Origin of the sequence: Vreelandella nigrificans (assembly GCF_002374315.1) — a bacterium.
In the GTDB taxonomy this organism is placed as follows: domain Bacteria; phylum Pseudomonadota; class Gammaproteobacteria; order Pseudomonadales; family Halomonadaceae; genus Vreelandella; species Vreelandella nigrificans.
Genome location: NZ_NWUX01000010.1, coordinates 92,032 through 105,493 on the forward strand (window position 1 = coordinate 92,032; position 13,462 = coordinate 105,493).

The following is a 13,462-nucleotide window of genomic DNA, read 5'->3' on the forward strand; positions in this document are numbered from 1 at the left end:
TAACGCCTAACAGGACACAACGCCACAGGAGCCAGATGCAACTCTTCAACACCCTGACACGCCGCCGTGAGCCACTGCGCACCGAGCAACCGGACCGCGTGACGCTCTATGTCTGCGGGCCCACCGTCTATAACTATGCCCATATTGGTAACGCGCGTCCGGCAGTGGTGTTTGACCTGTTATCACGGGTACTACGCCACGACTATAAACGTGTCGTTTATGCACGCAACTTCACCGATGTGGACGACAAAATTAACGCGGCGGCACTGGCTGCTGGTGTGCCAATTGGCACCATCACGGAGCGCTACATTGCCGCCTATCACGAGGATATGCAGGCACTGAGGGTACTATCGCCAGACCTAGAGCCCAGAGTCACGCAGCATATTGCTGATATCGTTTTGCTGATTACGACGCTCATTGAGCGTGGCCATGCCTATGAAGCACAAGGGCATGTGCTGTTCCACGTCCCCTCTTACCCCGAGTATGGTGAATTATCCCGCCGCCAACCAAGCGATATGCTCGCGGGTGCTCGAGTAGAAGTTGCCCCTTACAAACGTAACCCGCTGGACTTTGTATTGTGGAAACCATCAACCCCAGAACAGCCAGGCTGGGAGAGCCCATGGGGCCGCGGGCGCCCAGGGTGGCACGTGGAGTGTACCGCCATGATTGGCAGGCACCTGGGCCACACTATCGACATACATGGCGGCGGCCAGGATCTGATTTTTCCCCATCATGAAAATGAGATCGCCCAAGGCACCTGCGCCCATGGTGCCCGCTACTGCCATACCTGGGTACATAACAGCTTTGTTACCGTAGATGGTCAGAAGATGTCCAAATCCCTCGGTAACGTGCTACTGGTGCGTGACCTGCTCGCCCAGGCGCCTGGCGAGGCCATTCGCTTGGCGCTGCTCGCTACCCACTACCGCCGCCCGCTGGACTGGAATGCCGAACGTTTAACCCGTGCGCGGCGTACGCTAACCCACCATTACCAAGCCCTGGCCGAGGTGGAAACGCTTGATGTTGGTAGCAATATCCAACCTGATGGCGCTCTACTCGACGCGCTGCACCATGACCTTAACGTGGCTAAGGCGCTAGCGCGCCTTCAACAACTAGTTGATGGATTAAAAGCCGCCCAAAGTGATAACGAACGCGCTCATGCCAAGGGATGTGTGTTGGCCTCGGCCAAGCTACTTGGCCTACTGCAGCAAACGCCCGCAAAGGCCCTGGAAGCACTTATGCCGGAGCACTCCAGCCTGCCGGTAGCCCGCATCGAGGCGTTGGTCGCCGAGCGCGAAAGTGCCCGGCAACAGCGTGATTTCGCCCGCGCTGATGCGCTGCGCGATGAGCTGATCGAACTGGGCGCCGAGGTTCGCGACACGCCTGAAGGCTCTCACTGGCAGCCACTCTCACGCGACCCAGCCTTGTATGCAGACAACCTCTAATGACTCTGTCTGTACCTACAACGTCATCAAATACGAGAATCATGTCATGACCGACACGCCCTTCACTGCCACCGGCGAGCCTCTTACGATCACCCTACCGGATGAGCGCCAGTTGACACTGACGTCCCCCACTTGTATCGCCGATATTGCGGCCGCTATTGGCCCCGGCCTAGCCCGCCAATCGCTGGCTGGCCGAGTAAATGGCCAACTGGTAGATGCCTGCGACCCCATCACCCATGATGCTCGCATACAGGTCATCACCCCCAACGACCCCGAAGGGCTGGAGATCATCCGCCACTCCTGCGCCCACTTAGTCGGGCATGCCGTTAAGCAGCTTTACCCAAGCGCCGAGATGGTGATTGGGCCCGTTATCGATGACGGCTTCTATTACGATATCGCCTATGAGCGCCCCTTTACGCCAGAAGACTTGGAAGCCATTGAAACGCGCATGAAGGCGCTGATCGATCAGGAGTACGAGGTTGTCAAACAACGCGTACCACGAGACGAAGCGCTGCGCCTCTTCCACGAGCGTGGTGAGAGCTACAAGCAGCGGCTGATCGAAGAGCTGCCTGACGAGGAGAGTCTTGGGCTCTACTTCCATCAGGAGTACGTGGATATGTGCCGTGGCCCCCACGTACCCAACACGCGTTTTCTCAAGCACTTCAGGCTGACCAAGCTCTCCGGTGCCTACTGGCGAGGCGACGCGCGCAACGCTCAGCTACAACGCGTCTACGGTACCGCCTGGGCTGACCGCAAAGCACTTAAGTCCCACCTTAAACGCCTCGAAGAAGCTGAAAAGCGCGACCATCGCCGCTTGGGTCGCCAGCTAGGGTTATTCCACTTTCAAGAGGAAGCCCCAGGCGCTGTTTTTTGGCACCCCGATGGCTGGACAGTACTACAGACGCTAATCACCTATATGCGCCGCCGCCAGCAAAACAGCGGCTATATAGAAGTGAATACGCCAGACATTATGGACCGTAGCTTGTGGGAGACCTCCGGCCACTGGCAGAACTACCAAGAGCACATGTTCACCACCCAGACCGAAGATGGCCGCTCACTGGCGCTCAAGCCTATGAACTGCCCTGGCAGCGTGCTGCTTTTTCGCCACGGCCTAAAAAGCTATCGCGACCTACCGATCCGCATGGGAGAGTTCGGCAAGGTGCATCGCTACGAGCCATCCGGTGCGCTACATGGCCTTCTGCGAGTGCGTCACTTCACCCAAGATGATGCCCACATTTACTGCACTCCTGAACAGATGAATGACGAGTGCCGCCGAGTGGTAGCGCTGGTACTCGACATTTACCGCGAGTTCGGCTTCGAGGATGTGCGCCTGAAGCTCTCTACTCGACCAGAGAACCGCATGGGTAGCGAGGCCGTATGGGATCGCCTCGAGGGTGCGCTGACCGCATCCCTGGACACAATGGGCCTGGACTACCAACTCAACCCTGGCGAAGGTGCTTTCTACGGCCCCAAACTGGAGTTCGTGCTGCGCGATGCCATCGGCCGCGACTGGCAGTGCGGCACCTTGCAAGTGGATATGAACCTACCAGAGCGATTTGGGCTCGACTACGTCGATGAGCATGGCCAACGCCAACGTCCAGTGATGCTGCACCGCGCACTTTTCGGCTCATTAGAGCGCTTTCTCGGCATTCTTATCGAGCACCACGCAGGCAAGTTGCCCCCATGGCTGGCACCGCAACAAGCCGTCGTGATGTCGATCACCGAGTCCCAGGCAGATTATGCCAACACCCTGGCTGCAACACTGTGCGGCGCGGAAATTCGTGCCAAGGCCGACGTCCGCAATGAAAAGATCGGCTACAAAATCCGCGAGCAGACCCTACAGCGAATTCCCTTTTTGCTGATCGTCGGCGGCCGCGAGGCGGCAGAGGGCAAAGTTACCCTGCGCCATCGTGACGGCACTGATCTAGGTACTCTGCCCGTGGATGAGGCGATCACGCTATTAGTAGAACATAGCCGTGCCCCCGACCTTGATGCCCAGCGCCGCGAACAAGCCAGCCGCCTGGAGCGCCTGCGCGCGCCAACATCCGCAGTGGAGACTCCGGCATGACCACTACCGACGACCTAAGCGCACGACTAGCCCGTCGCCACGCCGACCTGCTGGTGTTCAATGGCCAAGTGGTCACACCTGCCGGTACCGAACGCCTGGATATCGCCTGCCTGGGTGGGCGTATCGTCGCATTGGGGGAACTGCGCGCTAGCTGGACGGCTGACAGCACCCTAGAGGCCATGGGCCTGCACGTACTGCCTGGCGTCATCGACACCCAAGTGCATTTCCGCGAACCGGGCCTAACCCACAAGGAGACCATCGAAGCAGGCACACGCGGTGCCGTGCTAGGCGGCGTTACCGGGGTCTTCGAGATGCCCAATACAACGCCGCTCACCCTTACGCCAGAAGATCTGCAGGCCAAGCTCGACCTTGCTCAAGGCCGCGCCTGGTGCGACCACGCCTTTTATATCGGCGGTTCGGCGGTCAATGCTGAGCATTTGGCTGAGTTGGAACAACTGCCCGGCTGCGCTGGTGTGAAAGTCTTTATGGGCAGCTCTTTCGGCGACCTGCTGGCCGATGACGACACCGTTTTGCAACGCATTCTACGCCATGGCCAGCGGCGCATGGCCGTGCACGCCGAAGATGAGGCCCGGCTACGTGATCGTCGCGCCCTGGTCGAAGCCAGCGGCGACGTATGTGATCACCCACACTGGCGCGACCCTGAAAGCGCCCTGATGGCTACCAAGCGCATTGTGAAGATGGCCGGTGAGATTGGTCGACGGCTACACGTATTGCATGTATCCAGCGCTGATGAGATGGCCTATCTCGCCCATCACAAGCGCCGCGTTAGCGTCGAAGTCACCCCTCACCATCTAACACTCTGTGCCCCAGAGTGTTACCAACGCCTGGGCAGCTTGGCTCAGATGAACCCACCGGTGCGCGATGACACCCACCGACAGGCCCTCTGGCAAGCCATACGCGACGGCGTGGTCGATGTGATCGGTAGCGATCACGCCCCGCACACCCGAAATGAAAAAGACAAGCCCTACCCAAACTCCCCCAGCGGTATGACTGGCGTACAAACCCTAGTGCCGATCATGCTCGATCATGTTAACAAGGGGCGGTTGAGCCTGCAGCGGCTAGCCGATCTCACCAGCGCAGGGCCCGCCCGGCTATTTGGCATTGAAGGCAAAGGACGCATTGCACTTGGCTATGATGCCGACCTTACTCTGGTCGATCTGAATACCGAGCGCCTTATCACTAATGAGTGGATCGCCAGTGTTAGTCGCTGGACCCCTTACCACGACAAACCAGTGACCGGCTGGCCGATAGCCACCGTGATACGTGGGCAAGCCGTCGTACGTGATGGTGTACTAATAGGGGACCCTCAAGGACAACCCATGGCATTTTTAGAATCGTCCATATAAGCGGCCCAGCCAGGAGACAACATGCCCTTACTTGATAGCTTTACCGTTGACCACACGATTATGAATGCCCCGGCGGTGCGCGTTGCCAAAACCATGCACTCACCCTCCGGTGACACCATTACCGTATTCGACTTGCGCTTTAACAAGCCCAATGAAGACATGATGGGTGAGAAAGGTATCCACACCCTAGAGCACTTATTTGCCGGTTTTATGCGTCATCATTTAAATAGCGAAAGCGTCGAAATTATTGATATTTCGCCGATGGGCTGCCGTACCGGGTTTTATATGAGCCTACTGGGAAGCCCAAGCGAAGAGAGTGTGGGCAATGCTTGGCTCGCCGCTATGCGCGATGTGCTAGCGGTAAATCGAATGGAAGAGATTCCAGAGCTCAACGAGTTTCAGTGCGGTACCTTCGTGATGCACTCTTTAGAAGAAGCCAAACAGATTGCACAGAGCATCATTGAGCAAGGTATTGGGGTAAATAAAAATGACGACATCGCCCTCAGCCCCGAGCAGTTAAAAGCCTTAGGTAACGATGTGAAGTAGCGCCACTCAAAGCCACCTTCGAGTATTGCCACATTCAGAAGAGGGACTCCCCCAGGCGCCGCTACTATAAAAATTAGGAGGCCGAAGCCTCCTTTCAACGCATCATCGACGCTGCTCTTTTTTATAAATCAGGAGGTGACCTTAATGAACGGATCGAACCAGAAATATCCCCTGCAATTGCCTTTATCGTACACCACGAACTCAAGCCCATAACTCAGGGTTCCATCGGAGTCCCCCATGGCGAATGTTACGTAGGGGTTATGGATGCGTGGTGTCGTGGCCTTGCCGTCCTGCCCCGCCATCACTCCTCCATCATGCCAGTACTCGAGAAACGGCGAGCTATCGTCGGACCATATGGGCTGTGTGTCAGCGTAATCGAATCCATACTCATCGAGATGCTTCTCCATAAATGAGGGTATGGTGAGTGGTTTGTCATCTCCAAGCACATTAATTTGTTTTTCAGGATTGCTCGGCGTACCTGTTACGAAGACCTTAGCGTTAGCGTCACCTTCACCTTGCCACGTGTGTGCAATAAACCGCACCGGCGCTATCAGAATACTTGGCTTCCGGTCCACATCTTCCAGCCAGATATGGATCTGCTCTTCCTGAGAGACAGACACAGGATGATCACCATCGTAGGAGGACGAGGTGCCATCCCCCTGGTTAACGAGCATATTGGGATGCTTAATCGCCACGGGAGCATCAAAACTTCCGCCTTTTTGAATATCATTAGCCTTAGAGTCCAGTGTAAAAATAATCTGTATACTCATTTATTTACCCTTTGTTTGAGTTATTCGTTATCGCACACCAAGTAGCTGGCTATATATATGACTCAAAAACATACAGCAAAACAAAATTAGACTGCAAAAGTTATCAGCGCAAGCTTCTCGACATCGAAAACCATCTACCTTATATACTGCTGAGTAATTACAACCAAATCAGATAGAACTTTCCAGGTTAACAACTACATAGCGGAGATCACAAAAATCTCCTTACAAAGTTTTCTATAGCTTTGATATTACGCAGTTTAATATCATCTACCACTCATGGGCCCATCACTCACTCCCAAGCAACACAGATAACAAAAGCCTTCTAATAGCTAATTTTTTTATCTAAATTCAATCTATACAAATCTTAAGGTAGGTATGCAACCAAGATAGCGACAATATTACGAGCCTTAGTTAAGAGCACAAAACAAAACCCTTACCATAAAACAAACAAAAAATCATAAGCAACTGTTTTTAAACAGCTAATTATTCATGGAAAGAAAAAAATACTTACAATCAACACATAAATAAAAAATAACAATAATTTCAACATCTTGAAAAAACACATCAATATACACAACACCTAAAAACCAAAAGTGAAATTAATTCCATCACAAGCCTGCAGCTTATGAGAAACCTTTCAATTTTTTCAGATGATCACAACCAACAGCGATGGTGTTTTTTTACCTCTCCAATGCCTACCATCGACACACAAACCATCACATGGAAAATTTAATATATTGAATTAAATAATCATATTTACAAAGCAAACCACTTAGTAAGTACATCAGTATTCACAGACAACCAAGACCAATACTGAAAAAACCAACTCACAACAAAATAAAATTTAACATTGACACTTCCAACTCATCAAACCAATACTCATCCAGGTCGACTTAGAGCGACCAGCACCACTTAAATAAAATGACTAAAAATCTAAACTTCAATAAATTTTAATAACTTAAGTCTATATTTGGGAGAGAATACAATGAGCGATATCTTGACAGCTGAATTAATGGCCAGCGCACCGCTGAAATTCAGCTATCCAATAACCCCTGAAGTTTCTATCGACACCACTGTGACCGGAGATTCTCGCCAGTATGCTACGGTATCGATTGTCTATGGGTCGATGCAGATTTGGTCGGGCACAATGACTCAGACTGCTCCCAAGCTCACTATCCCCTTCAACATCGTCGCGGGTTCTATCACCATCGAAGAGGGTGGCACCTTCATGCTGACGATACCAACCCCACTACAGAACGGGTCAGTGGTAGCAAGCCTGACGATCAAGTCGTCCACCAGTACAGTGCCTTTCAATGCCTTTGTCGCAACCTGGCCGCTCTCCTCAGCGAGTTAATCCCAACCAAAATCCTACGCTTTGGCTCACATGCCAGAGCGTAGTCTTTGCACAGTTTCTGCGTAGTGCCGTAGTCATCCTGGCGCGCGGACTGGGTTTATCATCGATCAGACAGGACCTGCTGCCATGGCGCAAGCCGAAAAACTACTCAATGGGCGTCCTCGTGCACTCAGCACAGACGAGGTGATTGAGTTTTTCAACGCCCTTGCCCCGCATCAGGCCTCCGCAGGGCCTCTTACTATTGAGGCAAAAATCGCCCCGAACATGGGCCAGGTGGTTGTTAAGCTAGTATTGGCTGGCCGAGAGATGGGCAAGCACCTGCTCGGTTATACGGCACCGATGCTCATCCTGGATCTCGCCAATGCAGGCGCCACTGCAACGGGAAAAATCGAGCTTGAGCTTAGGCCCCCACCGCTCTTCTCTTCTTTACAGGCAGACGTCAGCGCCAAGCAGTCGGGACAAACCTTTTGCTTTAAAGGCGATATCGCTTCCTGGCAAGCTAAAGGTCAGCCGATAGTCGGCCACTATATCACCCAGCTCGACGCTACTCTCACCGCCACTACCACGGTGCGGGGCGTCTCCGCCAACACAGCCAATTTCGAATTTCGCATCCAAGGCAACGCGGTTGCCGCCATGACGGCAACCCAGCTCGCACCGGTGCAGGTCTATCCGGATGAGATCAGCATCGGCGACCTATATATCGCCAAGGGCGCCAAGATCACTCTGGCCGTGCCAACCGAAATCGGGCCCGGCATGCTGTTCCTACAGTGTTTCTTTCAGACAGCTACCACCCCCGAAACACAAGTCTCAGCCTCGGTGGCCAACATCACCTGGCCTCAGATCGCCGTCCCCAAAATGGTGTCCGACGACGCGCGCGAAGGAGATCCGCATGACTAGCAAGCCACTTTTCACCCAGGACTTCGATAGCGCACTCTATACGCTGAAACCGAGTAGAGACACAGTTGGGTGGGTAGGCTTTATCTACCGCAGTGACAGTAATCCGCCTGCGACGTTGAGCCTTTCAGATGCCTTCAACAAAGGCTACTTTCTGTTTTCCCCCTCCTCACCTCCGCTAACTGACAAAGCAGGAGCGGAGACCTTTATCACTGCCGTACAGGAGTGGCTGGACGACAAGTTCGGTATCGGTAGCCCGCAACGCTTTTCCGGGTCGGCGGTACTCTGGATACCTGAAACTGCAACACCAACCTTTGGAGCAGCAGACGAAACCACAATCACCTTCTTCGAAGGCCTTAGTGCCACCTCCACAGCCAGCAATTACAACCTGCATTTCGGCCAGCGGCTTACCCTGTCGATCCCCCAGCAGGTCATACTGACGATGCGGGACGAAGGGCTATTCTTCCGGCAATCTGGAGCGCAGCAGATTGTCTTCATCACGGACGACGGCATCGGCGCACCAGAAGCCAAGGGCGATCTGGTTATTCCATTCCAGGGAGATCTCGCTGGTTGCCTAACCATTCAGGGGCTAATGTCGCGGACGGACATGCAGAGTAGCCCGATAAGCTATTTCGAGACGGGTTTTCACTATCTCTACACTGGCAGCGACGGCAGTGAACAGCGGCAAATATACCCGCTGTTTGAGGTGGCCAAGGGGCTGCCTCCACTCAGCTTTTCCACCGCACTTGACCCCCTGGATAAGCTAAATAATGGCGTACTCTCCGACCCCGGCGCGGGTCTTTACCGCAGCTTGTTTGGTTTTACCGGAGGCACCGACATCGCCAGTTGGTTTCGTGATAAAAACGGTAATCCGGTCGGGCTGGTGGCGCTAGGTGGCTACAGAGAAGATGGCCTACCTGTGAGGAATTGCGGGGCACTGGTATTTCAATCTCGTGGTAGAGCGAATGACCCACTTTCGCAGGTCTACTTCGCACCAGCTGGCGACTATGCTTTCAGCACTGATGATACCGGCCTAGTACTACCAGGGCTGTTCGGCTCGGAACTTTTTCAAATCGATCCTTACCAAGCCGGAGCCTCCTACGACCGGGTACAGTTCCACCCCAATCGCTCAGCTTACGCGCCAATTTTCCCCTTCCCCAGTGCCAGTCTCGATAATCCGGAGGCGGCCGTTCCAAAGCAGCGGCTAGTCACAGATTACACCACCAGCCATGGCGCTATTATCAATGGCCCGAGTGGTGCAGCAGCCTATCTAGCGCAGCCCCAAGGCAGCCCACTCTATGCTCCGACTGCAGACGCCACAGCCGGAAATCTCGCCGTTTTACCGCCGTTGCCGACGCCATCACCAATTGCCCAGCCAACGAACGAAAAGTTACTGCTTCCCTTCGCACCTTATGCGGGGCTAACCAGGGGCAACAATGGCTTCGCTGACGATCTGGTCGGTACTTTCGAAAGCCAGATCCTGAGTGCGGAGCGCAAAACCCTACTAGGGGTATCCAGTATCCGCGCCGTGGCCGAACTTCGGGCGGCGAAGAAAAACAGTGCGATGCTGAACACCCACGATGTGACACATCAGTCGACGACCCCTCAGGGGCTTTACGCCGAGATCGCCACCGCCTCATCGGGAGGGGCTGAAGCGCTCTACCAGAAGATATTTTTGGCCAAGTCTAACGCCAAGAAGCCAGCAACTGGCGAGGTGAATTTTGGTTTTCTCGAGCCCGATGCCAATTTGCAGAACCTTTTCCAAACCAATCAACTATTGGCCGTCATCGTCAATCCAGAGCACCTTGGTGAACCCTCTCCAGCCGATGCCAGCGCTATCTTTGAGTGCAATGTGGTCATCGCCGACTGGGGCATGACGGCGGCAGTTGGCAATAGCCTCAATACCACCGCTTATAGCAATATTCTGATTCTGAAATACTGCGATGGGTCGCTGACCGAAAGAGTCAAAAACCCTAATCAGTGGGTCGGTGTGGATGACTTTTCGCTAACAGGCAAGGGTGATGCCGCTACAGCACTGGCTGGTCTTTCGTCCTATTTGCAAGCTTATCTAAGCGAAGGAATCAAAGAGGCAGAAGAGAGGGGCAATACGCTTTACGCTAACTTCGCCCAAATTGTGCAGGATCCAAATTGGCAAGGCTTTATCGTCCTAAAGGCCAAGGTGGACCCTTCAGGCTTCCCTGACCAGATCAAAGGGCTCACGGCAGGCATCGACTTTTCTCGCTTCGAAGCACATCACTTCGGTGCCACTGCCAGCCGGGTGAGCGTCGACGGCACCCAGGTTACCATGCAGGTGCCGAGTAGCCTGTTCGGCCTAATCGATTATCAGCTTCCCCAGTATCAAGCCTATGTCGCTGCCGGTGGCAATCCAGAGATGCCCCAGGCGCTCGCTACCCAGGGTGACTTTGGCTTCACTGTGTTGCAGTTGCAGGCGCTGTTCGAGAATGCCGCGCTAACCGACTTTCGCAGCCGCATTCAGCTCACCATGAACCAATTGTTTATGTCGCCGGTGACCACTGGCTACGGTTCAGTCGGTAAGTTGCCTGCGACGGCGGTGGTTCTACGCGGCAGCTACCAGCGCCAAGGGGCAACTCCCGTCTATGTGTTCGAGCAAAACAGCACCAATGTGTTCGAATTGAACAACAGCGCTTTGCCGAGCCTAGCGCTGCAACGGGTGGTATTCAACACCTTATCGACGGATAAAGATGGCACCATCCGCAGCCGCTTCGTCATGAGTGGTATTTTTGAATTCGCTCAACTTTCCGTGGCCGTCGACGACGCCACTCGCCACGTCGATCTTCTATCTTTCGGTCTGCCTGAGGGTGCCAAGGTCAACGATGCACCGAGTGGTCTCGTGTTCTCAGGCCTCGAAGTGGCAATGAGCTCGCCACTTGATGCGCCTAACGCGGTGACCTTTACCTTTGAGACCGAACGGCTCGGGCTGGATGCGGGTGCTAGCAAGGCTCGTGACCATAGCCTGTTCAAGGATCTTGCCCTTAGTGTCTCAGGCTTCATTGCCGGAGCAGAAGACAAGCGGCCAATCGACTTTGGCTACCTGCCCGTGGGCATCGAGCCGAAAATCCAGGCAATTTCTGGCCCCTGGTACGGCATCAGCTACACGGTGACCATGGGCACACCGGGCGCTCTAGTGTCAGCTGCTGGTTTTTCCTCAAAGATGCTGCTGGCCTGGGCACCAAGTTCGGTAAAAGGTGCGGCGGCGCCAGCGGTGTTCGTCGGCCTGCAACTACCGGGCGCATCGCCAGGCGCTAAGCTGCTCTCCATTCAGGGGGTCATGAAGCTTTCCATCGACAGCCTACTGCTGCGCCAAGAGGCCATCGTCTCTAACCAGAAGGCTTTCGTGTTACGGCTCAACAATATCGCACTCTCCTTCCTCGGGTTGGCGAAGTTGCCCTCAAGCCCGATTAATTTCTTCCTCTTCGGTGACCCAACCGGCAGCGGTGCCTTGGGCTGGTACGCCGCCTATATCGACAAGGATGCGGCTCAGAAAGAATTGCTGGCTCCAGTGAAGCAAATAGGCCACGCACCTGATCAGCCGCAGGACAAGGAGACATCGTCATGACTCGGGTAATGGTTTGGAATATCGACAAGTTTGATATTCACAAAATCAACCAGTTAAGCTTCAGTGAAAACCCGGCATTCGGGCTGAGCGAGTGGGAAGTTTCCACGGGGATATTCGGCTACATTATCGACAATCTGTCGCTGACGCTTCCCGATGGAAACCGCATCTTTCCCGACATCTTCGTTGTCATTGAAGTGTCGACTGAGTTCAATGCAAACAATCTGACACCAGGCCTTCTCGACACTGGGCTCGGTGGCGAAGGTTGCCTCTATTTACTGGAGGGCCTGCGCGAGGCCAGTGGCAATCCGAGCTGGATGTTGGTACCTCCCCTCCAGACTGGTGCCTTTGATTCCGTTGCCGTGTTCTACGACAGCAGTACTCTCTCCTTCGCAGGCCCTCGAGTCTGGCCCGGAGCGCAAGGCCCAGCCGTTGATCCGAACCAAATACCGGCTCCCACCACTGCGGCCTACCCGAATATGTTTGATGGTGCACTGCCAAACCGGCAAGTTCCTGTAGGACTACCGAACGCCGGTGCCCAGGAAAATATCTGTGCCGCAAACCCTGTCTTTCACATGAAAGCCGGAACTCTCGATGCAGGGCAAGAAATAGCTTTCAACAGACAGAGAACTCCCTATCAAGTGACCTTTGGCGAGATAGATGGCGATGGCACGGTAGTACGCATTCTTAACTTCTTCATCGTGCACTCTCCAGCCAATACAAACGATGCCACTCAGTTCATCAGTACTATGGCTGAAATTGAGGAAATTTCTTCCACTCCAGCTATCAACGAAGTCAAAGCAGTGCTGGGCGACTTCAACCTGAATCTGACTGATTACGACGAGGCTCAAACCCCTCCTATATTGGTGCAAACCCAAGCCTATGAGCCACTGACTGATCTCGGCTACGTCATGGCGCTCACCTCGCCAACTCCGGTTCCGTTTGATCCTCGGAACAAGGCAACATTTAACGGCTATACCGGTTATCTGGCAACACATCTGAAACCGTTGAAGAAAGCTACCTATCGCTATGTAGGAACAATCGCTGATTACTATCCCTGCTTCGGCATAACCGGATCCTCACAGTCCTCAGCTAAGAACTATAGTCTCGACAATATCCTGGCGCGCTATGGCACCACTGCCGCAGGCCCAATGGGCGAAGTCAGCATCATGAATGGCACAGTTCCCCAGCCCTATGATGTGGTTCCGGCGCCACTGTACAACCCGCCCGAAGGTTTCTACTCCTGGCCGATGCAGATGGCAGCCCCAGAATACCAGGCACCACCGGCGCAAATTACGAAGACCAATAAAAATGCAAACAATACGCCATTGCCAGCATTGGATGTGCTTCGCCAGTGGAACAACTACGGACGCATCTTCACCACCTCCGACCACATGGCGCTGATCGCGACGATTTAGGAGCTCCC

Annotated in this window: 9 protein-coding genes; 8 read left to right on the forward strand and 1 reads right to left on the reverse strand. The window is 54.1% G+C overall.

Translation table 11 applies throughout. The annotated features are described in order from the left end of the window. The first annotated feature begins 35 nt into the window (after positions 1–35). Genes cysS through luxS form a run of 4 tightly spaced genes read left to right on the forward strand, consistent with a single transcriptional unit; the run spans position 36 to position 5,423 of the window. Entirely contained in the window at positions 36–1,442 is a 1,407-nt protein-coding gene (gene cysS, locus CPA45_RS12610) for a cysteine--tRNA ligase (protein ID WP_096651896.1), read from the forward strand. Positions 1,443–1,488: 46 nt separating this feature from the next. Beyond that, complete coding sequence (thrS, locus tag CPA45_RS12615; RefSeq protein ID WP_096651897.1) at positions 1,489–3,510, forward strand: threonine--tRNA ligase; 2,022 nt, start codon at positions 1,489–1,491, stop codon at positions 3,508–3,510. Further along, complete coding sequence (locus CPA45_RS12620) at positions 3,507–4,877, forward strand: dihydroorotase (RefSeq protein WP_096651898.1); 1,371 nt, start codon at positions 3,507–3,509, stop codon at positions 4,875–4,877. Before thrS ends, CPA45_RS12620 begins: the two co-directional genes overlap by 4 nt. Positions 4,878–4,898: 21 nt before the next feature. Beyond that, positions 4,899–5,423 carry an S-ribosylhomocysteine lyase gene (gene luxS / locus CPA45_RS12625; RefSeq protein WP_096651899.1) on the forward strand — a complete coding sequence of 175 codons (525 nt, stop codon included), beginning with the start codon at positions 4,899–4,901 and terminating at the stop codon, positions 5,421–5,423. A 128-nt stretch (positions 5,424–5,551) separates the two neighbouring features. Here luxS and CPA45_RS12630 read toward each other — a convergent pair whose 3' ends face one another. After that, on the reverse strand, positions 5,552–6,193 hold the full coding sequence (locus CPA45_RS12630) for a hypothetical protein (protein WP_096651901.1): 642 nt from the start codon (positions 6,191–6,193) through the stop codon (positions 5,552–5,554). Between the two features lie 985 nt (positions 6,194–7,178). On the opposite strand from CPA45_RS12630, the gene CPA45_RS12635 reads away from it, so the two are divergent. From CPA45_RS12635 to CPA45_RS12650, 4 genes are all read left to right on the forward strand, one after another. After that, entirely contained in the window at positions 7,179–7,547 is a 369-nt protein-coding gene (locus CPA45_RS12635) for a hypothetical protein (protein ID WP_096651903.1), read from the forward strand. A gap of 126 nt (positions 7,548–7,673) precedes the next feature. Further along, positions 7,674–8,444: a hypothetical protein gene (locus CPA45_RS12640; RefSeq protein ID WP_096651905.1), complete on the forward strand. Its 771-nt coding sequence runs from the start codon at positions 7,674–7,676 to the stop codon at positions 8,442–8,444. Continuing rightward, positions 8,437–12,039: a hypothetical protein gene (locus CPA45_RS12645; protein WP_096651907.1), complete on the forward strand. Its 3,603-nt coding sequence runs from the start codon at positions 8,437–8,439 to the stop codon at positions 12,037–12,039. The genes CPA45_RS12640 and CPA45_RS12645 overlap by 8 nt, the downstream gene beginning before the upstream one ends. Continuing rightward, positions 12,036–13,454 (forward strand): hypothetical protein, encoded by a 1,419-nt coding sequence (locus CPA45_RS12650; RefSeq protein WP_096651909.1) that lies wholly within the window; start codon positions 12,036–12,038, stop codon positions 13,452–13,454. The genes CPA45_RS12645 and CPA45_RS12650 overlap by 4 nt, the downstream gene beginning before the upstream one ends. Positions 13,455–13,462: the final 8 nt, after the last annotated feature.

Coding starts and splice junctions, on each gene's coding strand:
- cysS (WP_096651896.1), top strand. CDS start 36: ATGCAACTCTTCAACACCCTGACACGCCGCCGTGAGCCACTGCGCACC.
- thrS (WP_096651897.1), top strand. CDS start 1,489: ATGACCGACACGCCCTTCACTGCCACCGGCGAGCCTCTTACGATCACC.
- CPA45_RS12620 (WP_096651898.1), top strand. CDS start 3,507: ATGACCACTACCGACGACCTAAGCGCACGACTAGCCCGTCGCCACGCC.
- luxS (WP_096651899.1), top strand. CDS start 4,899: ATGCCCTTACTTGATAGCTTTACCGTTGACCACACGATTATGAATGCC.
- CPA45_RS12630 (WP_096651901.1), bottom strand. CDS start 6,193: ATGAGTATACAGATTATTTTTACACTGGACTCTAAGGCTAATGATATT.
- CPA45_RS12635 (WP_096651903.1), top strand. CDS start 7,179: ATGAGCGATATCTTGACAGCTGAATTAATGGCCAGCGCACCGCTGAAA.
- CPA45_RS12640 (WP_096651905.1), top strand. CDS start 7,674: ATGGCGCAAGCCGAAAAACTACTCAATGGGCGTCCTCGTGCACTCAGC.
- CPA45_RS12645 (WP_096651907.1), top strand. CDS start 8,437: ATGACTAGCAAGCCACTTTTCACCCAGGACTTCGATAGCGCACTCTAT.
- CPA45_RS12650 (WP_096651909.1), top strand. CDS start 12,036: ATGACTCGGGTAATGGTTTGGAATATCGACAAGTTTGATATTCACAAA.